17 protein-coding genes are annotated in these 16,668 nt (G+C 37.7%); 16 read left to right on the forward strand and 1 reads right to left on the reverse strand.

The window, feature by feature from the left end; translation table 11 throughout:
- Positions 1 to 18: 18 nt before the first annotated feature.
- Positions 19 to 567, reverse strand: coding sequence for a tyrosine-type DNA invertase (locus tag PSE72_RS12225; RefSeq protein ID WP_004907617.1), 549 nt, complete (start codon positions 565 to 567; stop codon positions 19 to 21).
- A gap of 430 nt (positions 568 to 997) precedes the next feature.
- Here PSE72_RS12225 and PSE72_RS12230 point away from each other — a divergent pair, with 430 nt between their 5' ends.
- The 16 genes from PSE72_RS12230 (at position 998) to PSE72_RS12305 (ending at position 16,662) form a co-directional block, all read left to right on the forward strand.
- Positions 998 to 1,669, forward strand: coding sequence for a heavy metal response regulator transcription factor (locus tag PSE72_RS12230; protein ID WP_198641707.1), 672 nt, complete (start codon positions 998 to 1,000; stop codon positions 1,667 to 1,669).
- Positions 1,666 to 3,030, forward strand: a complete 1,365-nt coding sequence (locus PSE72_RS12235; RefSeq protein ID WP_217007825.1) for a heavy metal sensor histidine kinase — start codon at positions 1,666 to 1,668, stop codon at positions 3,028 to 3,030. Before PSE72_RS12230 ends, PSE72_RS12235 begins: the two co-directional genes overlap by 4 nt.
- 88 nt (positions 3,031 to 3,118) lie before the next feature.
- Positions 3,119 to 4,126 carry a protein-methionine-sulfoxide reductase catalytic subunit MsrP gene (msrP, locus tag PSE72_RS12240; RefSeq protein ID WP_115168056.1) on the forward strand — a complete coding sequence of 336 codons (1,008 nt, stop codon included), beginning with the start codon at positions 3,119 to 3,121 and terminating at the stop codon, positions 4,124 to 4,126.
- Positions 4,126 to 4,737: a sulfite oxidase heme-binding subunit YedZ gene (locus PSE72_RS12245; protein WP_004907628.1), complete on the forward strand. Its 612-nt coding sequence runs from the start codon at positions 4,126 to 4,128 to the stop codon at positions 4,735 to 4,737. The genes msrP and PSE72_RS12245 overlap by 1 nt, the downstream gene beginning before the upstream one ends.
- Positions 4,738 to 5,603: 866 nt before the next feature.
- Positions 5,604 to 5,924, forward strand: a complete 321-nt coding sequence (locus PSE72_RS12250; protein WP_004907630.1) for a helix-turn-helix domain-containing protein — start codon at positions 5,604 to 5,606, stop codon at positions 5,922 to 5,924.
- A 197-nt stretch (positions 5,925 to 6,121) separates the two neighbouring features.
- A complete protein-coding gene (locus PSE72_RS12255) occupies positions 6,122 to 6,664 on the forward strand; it encodes a fimbrial protein (RefSeq protein ID WP_004907632.1) in 543 nt (180 codons plus the stop codon).
- Positions 6,665 to 6,747: 83 nt separating this feature from the next.
- Positions 6,748 to 7,287 carry a fimbrial protein gene (locus PSE72_RS12260; RefSeq protein ID WP_004907638.1) on the forward strand — a complete coding sequence of 180 codons (540 nt, stop codon included), beginning with the start codon at positions 6,748 to 6,750 and terminating at the stop codon, positions 7,285 to 7,287.
- A 74-nt stretch (positions 7,288 to 7,361) separates the two neighbouring features.
- Complete coding sequence (locus tag PSE72_RS12265) at positions 7,362 to 9,839, forward strand: fimbria/pilus outer membrane usher protein (protein WP_110731616.1); 2,478 nt, start codon at positions 7,362 to 7,364, stop codon at positions 9,837 to 9,839.
- Positions 9,840 to 9,880: 41 nt separating this feature from the next.
- Positions 9,881 to 10,633, forward strand: coding sequence for a fimbrial biogenesis chaperone (locus PSE72_RS12270; RefSeq protein ID WP_109912784.1), 753 nt, complete (start codon positions 9,881 to 9,883; stop codon positions 10,631 to 10,633).
- 10 nt (positions 10,634 to 10,643) lie between these two features.
- Positions 10,644 to 11,258: a fimbrial protein gene (locus PSE72_RS12275; protein ID WP_198641705.1), complete on the forward strand. Its 615-nt coding sequence runs from the start codon at positions 10,644 to 10,646 to the stop codon at positions 11,256 to 11,258.
- 2 nt (positions 11,259 to 11,260) lie between these two features.
- Positions 11,261 to 12,382 (forward strand): fimbrial protein, encoded by a 1,122-nt coding sequence (locus PSE72_RS12280; RefSeq protein WP_004907648.1) that lies wholly within the window; start codon positions 11,261 to 11,263, stop codon positions 12,380 to 12,382.
- An 8-nt stretch (positions 12,383 to 12,390) separates the two neighbouring features.
- Positions 12,391 to 12,954: a fimbrial protein gene (locus tag PSE72_RS12285; protein WP_004907651.1), complete on the forward strand. Its 564-nt coding sequence runs from the start codon at positions 12,391 to 12,393 to the stop codon at positions 12,952 to 12,954.
- 13 nt (positions 12,955 to 12,967) lie between these two features.
- Positions 12,968 to 14,635 carry an O-antigen ligase family protein gene (locus tag PSE72_RS12290; protein WP_272690972.1) on the forward strand — a complete coding sequence of 556 codons (1,668 nt, stop codon included), beginning with the start codon at positions 12,968 to 12,970 and terminating at the stop codon, positions 14,633 to 14,635.
- 110 nt (positions 14,636 to 14,745) lie between these two features.
- Positions 14,746 to 14,943, forward strand: coding sequence for a DUF4762 family protein (locus PSE72_RS12295; protein WP_004907658.1), 198 nt, complete (start codon positions 14,746 to 14,748; stop codon positions 14,941 to 14,943).
- 79 nt (positions 14,944 to 15,022) lie between these two features.
- Positions 15,023 to 15,709, forward strand: a complete 687-nt coding sequence (locus tag PSE72_RS12300; protein ID WP_231136532.1) for a thiol:disulfide interchange protein DsbA/DsbL — start codon at positions 15,023 to 15,025, stop codon at positions 15,707 to 15,709.
- A complete protein-coding gene (locus PSE72_RS12305; protein WP_371021308.1) occupies positions 15,709 to 16,662 on the forward strand; it encodes an ABC transporter in 954 nt (317 codons plus the stop codon). The genes PSE72_RS12300 and PSE72_RS12305 overlap by 1 nt, the downstream gene beginning before the upstream one ends.
- Positions 16,663 to 16,668 lie beyond the last annotated feature (6 nt).

Raw genomic sequence — 16,668 nt, forward strand, 5'->3', positions numbered from 1 at the left:
TCTTTTAACGCCTTTATCTCACCATACTCCCCGAAATCTTGCTGGGTTACTTGCTGTGTATCGTACGGTATGTTGTATATTCGTGTGTCCCAAATAATCCTGAATTAGACGTGTATCGGCGCCTCTATCCGCCAATGCATAACCACATGCATGTCGTAACATGTGGGGATGAATACCTAGGGTTAGCTCAGCTAGCTCACCAAGTCGTGAAAAAAGTTGATAAAAGCGCTGACGAGTCATGGCAGTCCCTCTTTCAGATAAAAATAACCACTGACTTTCTTTCCCTTTCCATGTATTTCTAGTTTTTAGCCAAGCTTTAATGAGTGGGATCTCTTCATCAATCAGTGGGTGATTAACTGAAAAACCATTCTTTAAACGATGTACATAAAGCTCATTACTTTCTAAGTTAAGATCAGATAATTTTAGTGATAGGGCCTCGCTTGCCCTTAGACCATGTATAAAGCACATATAAATTAAGCAAGAATTACGTTCGGGATGTCGCGACAAATGACAAGCAGCTAAAAGTCGAGATATTTCCTGTTGAGTTAAATACTTACGAGTGGACATGAACGTTTCCCCATTTAGTCAAAAAAGGTCAATCATATCTAAATTAATCGGCCTAACATATTAGTTTTTTTAGATAAATATAATGCTTTTATTCTATAGGTAAAATAAAGAATTATTTATTATCCGTCAGGTCAGTAATCAAAGATTAATTAACTAAAATTTTATATTTTATTAAGCAGTTTTTATTCTGCTTTATAAATGTGAGAGAAAAGAGATTATTTACTTGTAAAACAATACGTACTCGTCGATGAAAGCAGCTAATTTCCATTTTTCGTACCGAGCTATTAATCATTCTACGAGTTATTTTTAAGGAGCTAGTGTCATGTTTTCTCTGAGTATTTTATGGTTAAATTCCTACCCATATCTTTAAATTGAAAATTTCTTTAAGATGAAATGAAATTAAGTCAAATAAAGTCACTGTTAGGTTCTCATGAGAATACTATTAATTGAAGATCACCTAAAAACCCAAGGGTGGGTCAAAAATGGGTTAGAAGAAGCAGGTTTTCTTGTGGATGTGGCTGATGATGGTCGCGACGGTCTCTATTTTGCTTTAGAAAACAGTTATCAGTTGGTGATCCTCGATATCATGCTGCCCGGTATGAATGGCTGGGAGATTTTAAAAATCTTACGCACAGCTAAAAATATTCCTGTTATCTGCCTCACTGCACGGGATGCCGTTGATGACAGAATTAAAGGCTTAGAGTTGGGTGCTAATGATTATCTCGTTAAGCCGTTTTCATTTTCTGAATTATTAGCTCGGGTTAAAAACCAATTAAAAGTTAACCAGCCAGCCTCAACCACCATGGCTATTGCGGATTTAAAAATTGACTTAACTCGCCATGATGTTGAGCGTGCTGGAAAGAAAATCATCTTAACTCGGCAAGAGTTTTCCTTACTACTGTTTTTCGTTCTACATTGTGATGAAATTTTACCTAGAACCTTAATTGCTAGCGAAGTTTGGGGTATCGATTTTGAAAGTGACACGAATATTATTGATGTGGCAATCCGTCGATTGAGAAAAAAAATCGATGATGAATTTGACGTTAAACTCATTGAAACCATTCGTGGGATGGGATACCGCTTAAATAGGCCGCTAGAATGAAAAAGAAGTCACTTCGTTTTAAACTTATTTCTCTGTTTATCATTCTTATGATTGCTAATGCTGGGGTGGTAACATGGGTTTTGTATCATTCACTCAAAAATGAATTATCTGAACAAGATAATAACTTACTGGTTAACCGTGCGGAGCAACTTGCTAAACTCATTGCTGGTGGCATTGATATCAAAACACTTCCCATGTATTTTCAAAGCATGATGGATATGCGACAAGACTTAATCCAAATTTCTGATGCGGCGGGGCACATATTGGTCACCACCAATCGCGAGTTACTGGGTTCTCAACCTCTTCAGTTAGTCAAACTTGAACAGCTAAATATTAATGCCATCAACCATTGGCAAACCGCTCAAGGTATCCCTATTTCTGCGGTTTATTTCTCGATGAATTCCCCAAAAGGACCGCTCCATGTGGTACTTGGTAAAGTGTCTGTAGACCGTAGTGGCGTGTTGACTCAATATCTCACCCAAAGCGTAGTGATTTCTGTCCTCTCAATTTTGTTGATGGGGCTGCTCAGCTTATGGCTGTTGAAAAAAGGATTATCTGACATTCAAGCATTGAGCCAGATAACGGTCAAAACAGACGTTCATGCGTTAAATGACCCAATCGATATTGACCAGCTACCACAGGAATTGAAAGAGCTGGGCGAATCAATGAACACGATGCGCCAGCGCTTAAAGCATGATTTTGTCAAACTTACTCAATTTGCCGATGATTTGGCGCATGAACTGAGAACCCCAATTAATGCGATTCGGGTACAAAATGAAATTACCCTTCAGCGCTCGCGTAGTGTTAGCGAATATGAAGGGATGATAGTCAGTAATATTGAGGAGCTCGATAAACTGTCACAAATGATCCAAAGTACTTTGTTTATTGCCCGTGCTGAAAATAAAAATATTACCTTAAATCGAGAAAACCTTTCTTTATATACGCTAGTTAACGATGTCTATGAACTTTTTTCTGCCTATGCAGAAGAAAAACAGATTGAACTGTATAGCGAGCCTTCATCCCTGACGCTTGATGCTGACCTTGTATTACTCAGCCGAGTTTTAGTGAATATTGTCTCCAATGCGATTAAATATTCTTACCCGGGCACCCGTGTCGTTACCCAAATTAATACGCTTCCGCAACAACGGGAAATTAAAATCACTAATCAAGGAGAACTTCTACAAAACAGTGATGAAATTTTCACCCGTTTTTGGCGTGGGGATAATGCTCGAACCACAGAAGGGACAGGGCTAGGGCTGGCGATTGTGAAAGCGATAGTGGAATTACATGGCGGGTCAGTGAGTTTTGAACATCATACAGGAACCAGTACTATTACACTGAAATTTCCTACAATTAAGTAAGATGACAAATTTGTCATCTTACTGTCAGCCATTTTTACTGCGCTTTCGGTATAACTGATCTCATTTCCCTTTTGCTATGGAGCGCATGATGAAAAAGTTACCTAAAATTCCCGCATCTCAAATCACGGATGAATCCCTCTTTTTTATGAAACGTCGTCAGTTACTTAAGGCATTAGGCATTGGAGCCGCTGGTTTAACCGTTGCGGCGACGGCCAATGCGGGGCTGTTTTCTTGGTTCAGTGACGATACACCAGCACCTCCGATGACGCCAAGAAAACCGCTGACATTTATTCAACCTGAAGAGTTTCAGCCATCATTAACCCTCACACCTGAAGATAAAGTGATTGGTTATAATAATTTTTATGAATTTGGGTTGGGTAAATCCGATCCTGCCGAGAATGCTCATACTTTAGTGACGGATGAGTGGACGGTAACGATTGATGGAGAAGTAAATCGTCCCCTGACCCTTAATCTAGATGATATAAACACTAAGTTTCCCTTAGAGGAGCGCATTTATCGTATGCGTTGTGTTGAAGCTTGGTCGATGGTCATCCCATGGGTTGGTTTTCCTTTAGCGAAATTATTGGCTTTAGTCGAACCCACTAGCAAAGCCAAATATGTGGCTTTTGAAACACGCTATGCTCCAGAACAAATGCCAGGACAAAAAAGTCGTTATATTGGTGGTGGCTTATCGTACCCCTATGTTGAAGGGCTACGCTTAGATGAAGCCATGAACCCACTGACTTTGCTGGCGACTGGCGTTTATGGCAAAACATTACCCAACCAGAACGGAGCACCGATCCGGTTGGTCGTACCATGGAAATATGGCTTTAAAGGAATTAAATCTATCGTCAAAATTCGCCTTACTGAGCACATGCCTGAGACTACATGGAACCTATCAGCACCGAGCGAATATGGCTTTTTTGCCAATGTGAATCCAGATGTAAGCCATCCTCGTTGGTCACAAGCCACCGAGCGTTTTATTGGTGCAGGAGGCTTAGGCCAAGTGACTCGCCAACCAACATTGTTGTTTAATGGATATGGTGAACAAGTGGCAAGCTTGTATCAAGGAATGAACTTGCGGAGAGATTATTGATGCCCCAAGACAATAAGTTTATTGTTGGATTAACCAAAGGGAGCTTTCATCTTCTTGCTTTGCTCCCTTTGGTATGGCTGATTTTTTTAGTCGATACCCAACAGCTTGGAGCTGACCCCGCCAAAGATATCCAACATTTTACAGGAATAGCGGCTTTACGTTTGCTCGTCGTTATTGTATTGATCCCTCTGGTTGCAAAATTATTGCGATTTACGGCATTGTTTCAAACGCGAAAATTACTGGGATTATGGTGTTTTTTCTGGGCTGTGCTGCATTTAAGTAGCTATCTATTACTGGAAATTGGTGTAAATAATTTAGCGCTATTTTTCGAAGAGATTTTTTCGCGACTCTATTTAGTGATTGGCGCGGTAGCTTGGTTGTGTTTATTGTTGATGGCGGTCAGTTCATTCAACCGTATACGCCTTTATTTGGGCGTATGGTGGAAAAGAATTCATATGCTGCTTTACCCAACGATTTTACTCGCATTTTGCCACTACATGCTGTCATTAAAAACCTTAACACCTGAGCCATTTATCTATTTAGCCGCCGTTGGGAGTGCATTTGCGTATCGCATGTGGAACCAGCAATCACAACGAATAAAACCTTCATAAAGGTTGGCGTGCTTAAATTGTATTCTTACTTGGTATTATAAAATGCCTAATACTGCGGTTTGCTAGGATTAGGCATTTGGTGTGCATTACAATATAGTGTAAAGCAAATCTATGCTTCGTTTTATGATAATACTTTACCACCTTACTCAACCCCTTCTTACGATAACCGTTAAATCGTCACTCTTTGAATTGATCTTAAACTTAGTGTGGCTAGCAGGGCTCTCACCTTTCTATAGATAAAAATATTTAAAAGAAGTTTTCATTAGAATTTCTTTAAAGCTTAAAGTTATACATTGATATATAATTTTTAAATACTCGTTATTTGCGTAATTAATATCCTTATTTTTGGGTAGTATCGGGATTTATTATATGTGGGTGATGATTTTTGTGAGATATAATTTCGTTGATAAACTTTACAATTATTTATAATTAATTTGTTGGTGTTTGTAAATAATGAAGTTAAGATAAATCTTAAAAAAAATATTTAATAATTTACAAACTCAAAATTCGAGTAATACTACTTTTTTAAGTTGTATTTTATGGTTGAAATTTAACCATAAAATACATCTGATTAGTAAAAGATATGTTTTAATATTTTCAAATGTATCAAAATGTAATTTGAAAGGTGATTGGCTGAAGTTTTATGTCTATAACATGCTGTTATTTATATTATAAATTTCAGTGTGGTTATTTTCTGTTACATTTATCCTATGTTAATAGAGCGATAAATGATTTTAATGGTAATCAATTTGCCCTATCGATTATACAAAATAAATAATCAGACATATAATCATCAAAAATTTTAGGACGGTATCTATGGTTCAGATGGTGCCTATAATTAATTTTTAATATAAAGGTTAAATTAAATGACTTATTTTTCTAATGAGATAAATAAAGAAATAGGGCAGTATTTGAGAGGAATTAGAAAAGAGCAAAACTTAACAGGAGAAGATTTGGCAAAAAAGTTGAATATTAGCCAACAGCAGATATCCCGATATGAAACGGGAAAAACAAAGCTGACATTTGAAATGATGGATACAATTTTAGTGATATTCAATAAGTCATGGAGAGACCTTTTTAATCATGTAATAGATAGATACGATAATGAAAGATTACAGTATACCATAAAAAATGAAAATAATTATTTTGCTATCTTAGATAAAGACACTAAAAAAATGTGGCGTTAATTCGGCCAATAAAAAATCAAATCTTTTTGGTGAAGTGTAATTAGTAAATATAATAAATTTAGCCTATTCATATGATAACTTTATTAAAAGTAATCATTAATTTAATTAAAATAATGATTACTTTTATCTAAAGTTGTTATTAACAACTCTTATGGCGAAACATACATTATACAAGTATTATACAGGATTAAATAATCATGAAATTGAATAAATTTGTAATGGGTGCTGTATTTGCATCAGGCTTTGCTTCGTTCGCAGCAATGGCAGCTTATACAGGTACACCTACTAACGGTACTATCGAATTTTCAGGTGAATTAGTGAATTCTGCTTGTGGTTTAAGTGAAGAATCAAGTCCTGTAAAAGTAAACTTTTATCAGATCCCTGTTTCTAATTTAAAAAATGGTGAGCGTGCAGGTAATATCAAGAAAGATATCGTTCTGCAAGGTTGTGATACTACTGTTGCACAAACTGCAACTGTAACTTACACACCATCAACTATTAACCCTAATGATAATACATTAGCGGCATTCACTTCAGGTACTGCAAGTGGTGCTGGTATTGGTTTAAGAGACAATGGAAATAAAGATGTTGTTTGGGGACAAGCTTCTACTGCAGTTAACTTAACTGAAGGTAAAACTGCTATTCCATTCGTTGCTTATTTAAAATCTGATAATGCATCTAATGCAGTGACTCCAGGTAGCTTTGATTCAACTATCAATTTCAAAATTGATTACCAATAATTTGTAATTGGTTTTATATCAATATGCGGAGTATTTAATACTCCGCATTAATAAAATCTACCAATAACTAAATGGTATTGTCCATGATAATTCGGGTTGCAAAAATAGCACTAGGCTCTAGTTTGTTATGGCCTCTATTAAGTTGGGGAATGACCGGCAATAACACCCCTGGTGATATTGTAATGCAAGGCGAATTAATAGAAGCCTCATGCACGATTGATCCTGAAAGCCGAGAGCTTTGGGTTAATTTTGGGGAAATCAGTGCCCGAGAAATCACGCCTGAAGTCAATATGTTGGTGAGTAAGAATTTTGCTATAAAACTTGTTGGATGTACGTTGCCTTCTAATGACAAAGGTAGTGCATCGCGCGCGCAAATAACCATGATGGGAACCTCTGTTAATGATGATCAACTTTTACAAGTGAGTGGTGATTCAGAAGGGTTTGGAATTCAATTTAGGGACTCTCACGGTGAAATACTTAAACTTAATAGAAAAATGCCGGATTACACATTATTAGAAGGGCGTAATAGATTAGATTTTACTGCAATTTTAGTTGCTTATCAAAAGCATATTAAGGCAGGTGATTTCGCAGGAGTTCTACGATTTAGAATGGATTATTTCTAAAACTAATAATAATTACATATAAAAGAGAATTGAGCTAAATCTCTAGCCTAATGAGTGAATACTGAGTAACTAAAATGATTATTTTAAATGGAAATATAAATAATATAAAAAAACTATTTGCAATATATATTGCAGTACTTTGCTATTCACCAAATATGTCTGCAAATGATCTTGTTGAGTTTAATGTTGACGTATTAGATGTTGGTGATCGTAACAATATTGATTTAACTCGATTCTCTAAAGATAACTTCGTATTTCCAGGAACTTATTTATTGGATGTCTATATTAATGGACAATCATTGTCGCAGCAGAAGGTCACTTATATTACCGATCCTCAAGATAGTGAAAAATCATTAGTCTGTTTTACCCCTAAGCAAATTGAAATGTTAGCGCTCAAAGAAGATGCGTTAAAAAAAATCCAAGCCATATCTCCTGAATGTTCAAATATTTTACCTATTTCAGGTGTTAAAATTAATAATCATGAAGGCAAACTGGATATCACTATTCCACAAGCATGGATGAAATATTCCGATCCTAGTTGGGTGCCGCCTGAGCGTTGGGATTCAGGGGTTTCAGGCCTTATATTTGATTATAACCTGACAGGGTCAATTTCACGTTCTTTGACGACACATACGAATAAGCATTCATTGTCAGCATATGGCCAAACCGGGTTTAACTTAGGAGCGTGGCGCTTTAGAGCTGATTATCAAGCTAATTATAACGAGCGTGGCGATAGAAAATTTGATTGGAACCAGTTTTATGCATATCGCCCTCTGATCCACATGGCGGCTAAGCTGACACTGGGTGAAATTTATTTAAATTCTCAAGTTTTTGACACGATTCGTTTCACTGGCTTTAACCTTGCCAGTGATGAGCGTATGTTACCGCCAAATTTGCGAGGATACGCACCACAGATTAATGGTATTGCGAAAAGCAATTCAAAAATTGTTGTAACCCAAGCTGGGCGTGTCGTTTATGAAACGACGGTACCTGCGGGGCCATTCAGTATTCAGGATTTGCAAAGTTCAATTCGTGGAACCCTAGATGTCAAAGTTGAAGGTGATGACGGTGAGGTATCGACTTTTCAAGTTGATACGGCAAATATCCCTTATTTAACGCGTCCGGGCTATGTGCGTTATAACGCTTCGGTCGGTAAACCATCACGATTTAATCATAAGCCTGAGGGGCCAATGTTTGCCACGGGAGATTTCTCTTGGGGTCTGAGCAATAACTGGTCACTCATTGGTGGTCTACTTTTTGCGGGTAGGGATTATACCGCTATATCTGCTGGATTAGGCCGTGATTTATCTGTATTTGGGGCACTTTCTGCGGATGTCACACAATCCATTAGCCGAATGCCAGGTGATAACACGCAAACGGGTTCTTCTTATCGCCTGAGTTATTCAAAGTCATTTGATGAACTTAACAGCACGATTACTTTTGCGGGTTACCGCTTCTCGCAGGATAAGTTTAGAACACTGTCGCAATATTTAGATGAGCGTGAAAACAAATATCTGGGTATTGGCCGCCAAAAAGAGATGTATACCGTAACAGGGAATAAAACTTTTTGGGCTGATGATCCTGATTGGAGAACAACAGTATTCTTAACGTATACCCATCAGACCTTTTGGGACCAGACATCTCAAGATAGATATGGCTTATCTGTGGGTCGGACATTTCGTTTAATGGGCATCAATGGTGTTTCAACCAATATTGCAGCCTACCGTTCTGACTATCGGGGTCGACGTGACGATAGCATTTCACTTTCGGTTTCAGTGCCTGTTGGTGATAGCCGTTGGGCGGGATATGACTTGCAAAATAGTGGCAGTAAGACCAGCCACATGCTGTCTTACAGTGACAATAGGGATATGAATAACTTATGGCGAGTTAGAGCTGGTCGAAGCAGCGATGATCGCGTACGGTTTGATGGATATTATCAAAAACGGACGCAACTTGCTGAAGTTAATACTAATGTCAGCTATCAAGAAAGACAAACGGCATCGATCAACGGGACATTGCGCGGTGGTTTCACTGCTACCAAGCATGGAGCTGCATTACATAACAGTACCGGTACAACGGATACAGCAAGAATTATGGTCGACACCAACGGTGTTGGTGGCGTGCCGTTTAACCATGAAAAAACACGAACTAACTGGGCCGGTATTTCTGTTGTGCCTGATATTGTCAGCTATTACAGCTTCGACACGCGTATTGATGTCGATAAGTTAAAAAATAACGTTGATACCAATAAGGCGATAGCAACATCGACATTAACAGAAGGCGCAATCGGTTATCAACGCTTTGATGTTGCAGAAGGTGAAAAGCTCATCGCCACTATTCGTTATAACGATACGGTACCTCCATTTGGTGCTGATGTGACAAACGCTGATGGCATTAACATTGCCATGCTGATGGAAAATGGATTGGCGTATTTGATGGCAGTAAATCCTAAAGAAACATTAACGGTATCTTGGGGCGGAAAAGCGCAATGTAAAATTCAACTGCCTGAAAAAATTAATTCGGGTATGTCAGTTTTGCTGCCTTGCCAATAATGTAATGACAGTTTGAAAAAGTATTCTATAAGGTAGAGAAAATGGCGATTCGTATAAATAAATGGGTAGGTGGTTTGCTAGTTATGATGGTTGGCGTAGGGCAATCATATGCGGGTATTTCACTGGATAGAACACGACTGATTATTACAGGCGATGAAAATTCTGCGAGTGCTAATTTATCAAACACCAGCTCAAGTATTCCTTTTCTTGCTCAGTCATGGGTTGAAGATGCCAATGGGAAAAAAATCACATCGCCATTAGTTGTATTGCCACCATTACAGCGCATTAATGGTGGGCAAAAAGGGGTTGCCCGTGTTTCAAAAACAGCCGAGATAGATAAGTTACCCCAAGACCGAGAAAGCCTGTTTTATTTAAATGTGCGCGAAGTTCCGCCAAAACCCGATAAACCGAATGTTTTACAGTTAGCGATGCAATCGCGCATTAAATTATTTTATCGGCCGACAGCCATTATTCCTGAGTCTAAAAGTGCAGTTTGGCAAGACCAAGTCATATTTTATAAACAGGGAAATAATTGGCGTGCTGAAAACCCAACCCCTTATTTTGTGACCATTATTAGCCTTAATAATAAACCGGTGGCAGAAGGTGGAAAAAAACTAACTGATTTTCCAGGGGTGATGATTGCACCTAAATCGCATCTCGATATTAAGGTCAATAGTTCAGGCGAGAGTTTCACCATGATGTATGTGAATGATTATGGTGGTCATCCAGAACTTAAATACAGTTGTAGCGGAAATACGTGTAAAGCGTTACCACCAGAGCAACAGATTCGCTAGGAGTATTGATATGAACATTAGGTGCTTAGGGATCGTGTTATTGGGGCTAGGAAGTTTTTCCGCAGTTGCAGAAATTGCGGATGAAAAGCTGTCCCGCCAAACATTGCTAGACGTACATAGTACTGTGCATTTTACAGGGAGCGTCTATGCATCGCCTTGTGTTCTTGAATTAGAAACACAAGAGCAGTATGTCGATTTAGGTGAAATCAATGCCAGAGAGTTTCATCGCATTGGCGATAGAAGTACTCCTGTTGCATTTAATATTCGCCTCAAAGATTGCCAACGCGGAGCATCCAAGTCATTTGTGAATTCTGCCGGAGAAGCAACTCAAAATGCGCAGCGTTATTACTTGACGGGAGAAAGCGCTGTTTCATTGAGCATTGCGGGAGATACGGATTTTTTTAACCCTGATCTGGTGCGAGTGACAGGTGATATTCGAGGTGCCGGGTTGCGTATTTCCAGTAAAGAAAATCAAAACCTAATGGTCAACCAGCCAACAAGTTCATGGGTGATCAAACCTGGCGATAATAACATCACACTTAATGCATCATTGGAATCTACAGCACGGTCTGTTTCGGCGGGAACCTTTAGCGGATTAGTTAGGCTAAAACTGGAGTATTTATAACCATGTTTGTATCCAACAACAAAAAACTAAAAGATATGACTATTGTGGCTGGTTTACTCACAATAGGGGTCTTGCCGTTATCTGCTTTAGGTTATCCTCACGGTTCCGCTATACCGGACGGGGGAACTTATACATTCGAAGCGAGAATGAATAATCAATTACTCGTTAATGAGAAGGATGCAGAAACGGTATTCAATTTTGATGTGGGTAACTGGCCTTACTTTGATATTTACTGCCAAAGCTACATGAATCCAGGAGGGGTTGGGAATACCGGTCCTGATTCAGGAATGACATTTGATTTAATGTCAACTATTCCTACATCAATGCAAAACCCGGGGTACCTGAACCTTAATGAATATTTTGATGTAAAAGTTGAAATTCAAATAGGGGGAAGGGTTGGTCAGAAAGTCACTGTTCCAGTGAAGGATATGTGGAATGGGGGTTCTGACCCAATAGAGTGTAGACCACCGAGTGTTAATAGCCGTGATTATGGTGTCGAGCTACGGACAGGGTCGAGTGGAACAATCACGTTTAGACTGAAAAAACCGATTATTAATGGCATTACCATCAACCAAGCGGAACTGGTGCAGGTTTTTGCTAAAAAAGGCAGTCCAGCGAATGGCAGTACAGCTTATGCGCCAATTCCATCAACTCGAGTCGTTTTAGGGGCAGGAATTATCACGGTTGCTGATGAGTGTACGATTAATGAAGGCAACCCAATAGATATTAATTTTCTTGATGTGGCAAACACGAGTGAACAGTTAAATGGCACTAATTATGCTCAGCCCTTTAAGATCCCAGTTAAATGTACCGGTGGCAGTTTTACGACAGGTGATTTAAATATTAAGCTGTCATTGTTGCCAGGAGCGTCAGGCAGCGCGGATTTTAACCCTGATTATTTCGGTACGTTAAAGAACGGTGTGAAACGCACAAATCTTGGCATTGTGGTGACTGATAATTTGACCGGAACCTTGGTAAGACCGAACCAAGCTTATCAAGTGCCTAATTTTATCAATAACCAAGGCACTTGGAACTTAACGGCTGCGCCAATAGCTGCGCCTGGTAGCAGCGTGGAAGAAGGTGAATTTACAAGTACCGGGACAATTCTTGCTGAATTCCAATGAGGCCGATCATGCGAAATAATAATCAGATAAAGCGTAATAAATATTTATTGTCGATTGGCTTATATTTACTAATCTCAGGGTCGGTGAGTGCAAGTGTGATCCCGAGTAATATGGGAAGCTATTCATTCAGAGGCATGGTTGTTGCTACGCCATGTCAGATAGCGCCGGGAAGTGAGAAGGTCCCTGTTGATTTTCAACAAATTTCGGTTAAAGACCTTTATAAAGAAGGTAAGTCGAAACCTTTAATTTTCTCAATCCATTTAACGAATTGTAATACGACCATATTTAAATCGGTGACAGTGACTTTTAATGGAATTGAAAATAAAAATCTTCCTGACCATCTTGCGATTAGTGACCAAAGTGAGGCAAGCGGAATCGGTATTGGGTTATTAAACTTAAATGAAACACCCATAGAATTGAATACGCCATCATTAGCGCAAAATTTGGCAAAAAATGATACGGAAATTCAATTCAAGGCTTATGTCGAAGCTGAGCCAGAAGCGAGAATTAACGAAACGATTACCTATGGGAATTTTTATAGTACTGCATACTATACATTAAATTATCAATAACGAATGAAACATGATGTTTGCAATCAAAATTAAAGATAATAAAAAAGAAAGTTATCCATGGGTTCTTTTAGGTTTTGTCATTATATTTTTTGGCATTATATCGCATATTTATCTGCCGAATATGGGCGGAACAGGTTTGTCATTGCCATTCAATATAATTAGTGGTTTTTTTATTGCTTTTTTTATTGTGATGATTAGTATTACACAAATTAAAAATTTAACCTTATACTATTCTAAGTCGAGTAATTATATTACGATTGGGTTAGTCTTATTATTAGGCTTGTGTTTTTTTTCGCCAGAAAATTACCAGCTTAATGCGTACTTGACTGCGTATTGGTTATTGGGGGCGTTGTTTTTTTATCAAGCTTTATTGCAAATAAATATTTCAGAAACTGTATTGAAAATAATTGTTTGCAGTGTATTATTTGCTGCTATTATTGAGAGTCTATATTCAATAGCACAGGTTTTTAATTTTTTTCCGATATCAGGGGATAGGCCATATGGTGTATTCCAACAAGTTAATGTTCTTTCTAGTTTTATTTGTGTTGGTATTGCCAGTGCAATAGGCATGTTTATTTTAATGAGAACTGTCACACGGTATGCGTTTGCCATTATCATTGTGAGTCTCATTTTAATGAGCATGGTATTGCCATTGTCCCAATCATTAACTGGATATTTAAATTTATTATTAATTGTTATTGTTTTTTATTTTTTCGCAAAGTATCATCGTCAATATATTGTTTACTCTTTAATAGCGATTGTTATCGGTCTTATTATTGGCTATGGAATAAAAGTTAGTTTTAATATTTCTGACTTTTCTGAAAGTAAATTACAAACATCACATATTAGATGGGTGCTATGGCAACATAGTTTATATTTATTTAGCGAAAATATTTTATTTGGCTCTGGGGTTGGTAGTTTTGAATCTGTATTTTTAGAGCGTTTTGGTGGTGGTTTGCTAGGAACCAGTGAAAAGGTTATTTCACATCCACACAATGAGATATTGCGTTGGATGGTTGAAGGTGGGTTAGTTGGTATTGCGGCAATATTGTTAGTTATTATTGGTGGTGTGCATCTACTTTATTCTTCATTAAAAAATAAAAATAACAATTATGTTTTTTTAGTTATTGCGTTACCAATTGTTTTTCATATGATGACAGAGTTTCCATTGTGGCTATCCATACCTCATGGTGTGGTATTGATATTGTTAATACGTTGTGCCGATGTTCCAACTAAAAAATATTCATTGAATAAGTTTGTAGGGTATTTTTCGAAAACAATTATTGCGTTAGGTGGTTTGTTATCCATGGGGTTATTGTATTTTACTTTGCAAACACAGCAATATTTAACATATATAGAAAAAACAGGACAGCAGTATCTTCTTTCAATGAATGAGCCTGATTATAGTGAATGGAAATACTATTTAATCGATGACCGTTACAAATTAGATCTCAATATGGGGTATTTATTACGCTATAACGAGACACAAAACCCTTATTATTTGAATTTGTTTTCATCTTGGGCAGAAAACTATTCGCGTTCTTGCCCAGATCTTAATGTTTATTTTTCTTGGATCCTTGTTTTAAATGAATTAGGTGAGAAAGAGAAAACAAAAAGCGTCAAAGAAAAAGCGATTTTTTTATTTGATAATAATGAGAAATTAGAAGGATTGAATTTTTAGTTATCCATGCGGTAATTCGTGTGTTAATTAAAAATCTAAAGGATTTATTGGTGTTAATTATCAATAAATAGGGCGTTTTATTAATTAAAATCTATATTAAAGGAAATAACATGAAAAAGTTAAATGCTATCGAAGCTGCTGCTGTAGTTGGTGGAACAAAACAAGTTTGTACTAATTCTTACGAGAGCATCACTGTTGGTGGTGTTAAATCTTGCCAATTAGTGACCACTTGTACTGATAAGCACGGTAATAAAACATACAAAGCAAAAGCTGTTGGTGCATCAAACTGTGATGTAACAGCTCCATAGTATTAAATTTGATTTTTATTAATTGATACATGGGGAGCTATCCCCATGTATTTTTCGTACCGGAATGGAATTAACTGTTATGAATACTCGTTTTAAACCAATAACTATTACACTTTATACTCTATTTGTTATTATCGCTTCTTCGCTCATGACGGTTTTGTTCTATCATATTTTTGTTTTTAACACTTTCTCAAATGATGATGCACAAAGCTCTTCTTTTATTGAATTTAATAGTGAACAAGTTTTATTGAGTCCAATAAAAGAAAATAACAGCATCATAGAAGTCCTTTCTTATGGTTGCCATTATTGTGCCGTAAATCATGATAATGTCAGTCAATTCGAAAAAACACTCCCTGAGAACGTCAACTTTAAAGTCGTGCATTTAGCCATGGATAATAATATGGGGCTTGCTGCTTATGCGCCTATTTTTGCGACATTGGAAGAGATGGGAGTGGAATCTCAATACCGTCAAGATCTTTATACTGCCGTTATCAATGATAAGCTTGATTTAGCTAACAAAGATGTCTTAAACCAATGGTTAAAACAGCACAATGTTGATTCAACCCAATACCTAAAAACCAGTGAAAGCCAAGCGGTTCAAGAACGTCTGAAAAACATGCTTGAAATTAGCAAGTTTTATCAAATTACTGGAACACCTGCATTTATTATCAATAAACGCTATGTCGTCTATCAAGACCGTGATTTTGCAGACTTTACTGCTTATATGCTTGAGTTATTAGACAAAAGCAATAAGGAGTTACGGTGATCCGGTTTTGCATTGTCTGGACGGTATTTACAGCGAAAAACTGTTTGATGCCGTTTAAAAAAGGATATCAAAAACTTAATCATAGTGGACTTGCCTTTTTACGGTTGTTATTGCGCCGAGGCTATATCACATCGGTATTATTTGTCTCCAATTTATTATGTCGCGTCGGCTTATTAGGTCGTCAATATCGTAATCGGAATAAAGTCGCCACGGAAAACTTTCGTAGTTTAATGGAAACGAAAGGGCATATTGATATGAGCTGGATAGCTGTTCGACGCTTCATTTTGGAAGAGGCAGCCACATGGGGACAAAACCAAAAAATCATGGCGCAAGTTCGAGTTTGTACCCTTGAACTTGATAGCGTCGTTGCGCCTTTGCACCAACAAAATAACCCCGTTGTACTTGCTCCATTGCATATGGTTTCTGATGTTTTAGCTACCATGGTTGGCGCGGGGGTGACTCCAGGCAATGCGACGGTGGTGGTTTCGTCGAGTGCAGAACAGCAGAAGTATAACGCCTCGGCACGTGAGTTAGGGCAGGTGAATTTATCGTATTGTTCTATTCATCAAGGGAATAAAGTATTAGCTAGCCAGTTAATGACTGCGATGACAGAAGCGGCGACAGGGCAAAAGAATATAATTATTTTTCCTGATATCACCCCTGATTACACGGTTCAAACAGAAGAAGGGGCGTCGAGCAAATTATCGTGCCATTTATTTAACCGTGCAGCAAAGCTGCACAATGGTGTAGTGCGTTTATCCAGTGCGATTTCGGCACAGGTAGTTTTTTATCATCTGTACTACCAAAACGGTTTAAAAATCAAGGTTTATCCGCCTGTTGCAGCAAAAGATGTTGCAACTCAAATGCCCGCCATCATTGAAAATGCGGTTCGTCATTATCCCAATGATTGGCTTTTATGGCATAGCCATTCACTTTATTTTATTAGCCATTAAATAATA

Source organism: Providencia sp. PROV116 (genome assembly GCF_028482485.1).
In the GTDB taxonomy this organism is placed as follows: Bacteria; Pseudomonadota; Gammaproteobacteria; order Enterobacterales; family Enterobacteriaceae; genus Providencia; species Providencia rettgeri.

Coding starts and splice junctions, on each gene's coding strand:
- PSE72_RS12230 (WP_198641707.1), top strand. CDS start 998: ATGAGAATACTATTAATTGAAGATCACCTAAAAACCCAAGGGTGGGTC.
- PSE72_RS12265 (WP_110731616.1), top strand. CDS start 7,362: ATGATTATTTTAAATGGAAATATAAATAATATAAAAAAACTATTTGCA.
- PSE72_RS12235 (WP_217007825.1), top strand. CDS start 1,666: ATGAAAAAGAAGTCACTTCGTTTTAAACTTATTTCTCTGTTTATCATT.
- PSE72_RS12290 (WP_272690972.1), top strand. CDS start 12,968: ATGTTTGCAATCAAAATTAAAGATAATAAAAAAGAAAGTTATCCATGG.
- PSE72_RS12270 (WP_109912784.1), top strand. CDS start 9,881: ATGGCGATTCGTATAAATAAATGGGTAGGTGGTTTGCTAGTTATGATG.
- PSE72_RS12245 (WP_004907628.1), top strand. CDS start 4,126: ATGCCCCAAGACAATAAGTTTATTGTTGGATTAACCAAAGGGAGCTTT.
- PSE72_RS12275 (WP_198641705.1), top strand. CDS start 10,644: ATGAACATTAGGTGCTTAGGGATCGTGTTATTGGGGCTAGGAAGTTTT.
- PSE72_RS12280 (WP_004907648.1), top strand. CDS start 11,261: ATGTTTGTATCCAACAACAAAAAACTAAAAGATATGACTATTGTGGCT.
- PSE72_RS12295 (WP_004907658.1), top strand. CDS start 14,746: ATGAAAAAGTTAAATGCTATCGAAGCTGCTGCTGTAGTTGGTGGAACA.
- msrP (WP_115168056.1), top strand. CDS start 3,119: ATGAAAAAGTTACCTAAAATTCCCGCATCTCAAATCACGGATGAATCC.
- PSE72_RS12225 (WP_004907617.1), bottom strand. CDS start 567: ATGTCCACTCGTAAGTATTTAACTCAACAGGAAATATCTCGACTTTTA.
- PSE72_RS12250 (WP_004907630.1), top strand. CDS start 5,604: ATGACTTATTTTTCTAATGAGATAAATAAAGAAATAGGGCAGTATTTG.
- PSE72_RS12255 (WP_004907632.1), top strand. CDS start 6,122: ATGAAATTGAATAAATTTGTAATGGGTGCTGTATTTGCATCAGGCTTT.
- PSE72_RS12300 (WP_231136532.1), top strand. CDS start 15,023: ATGAATACTCGTTTTAAACCAATAACTATTACACTTTATACTCTATTT.
- PSE72_RS12285 (WP_004907651.1), top strand. CDS start 12,391: ATGCGAAATAATAATCAGATAAAGCGTAATAAATATTTATTGTCGATT.
- PSE72_RS12260 (WP_004907638.1), top strand. CDS start 6,748: ATGATAATTCGGGTTGCAAAAATAGCACTAGGCTCTAGTTTGTTATGG.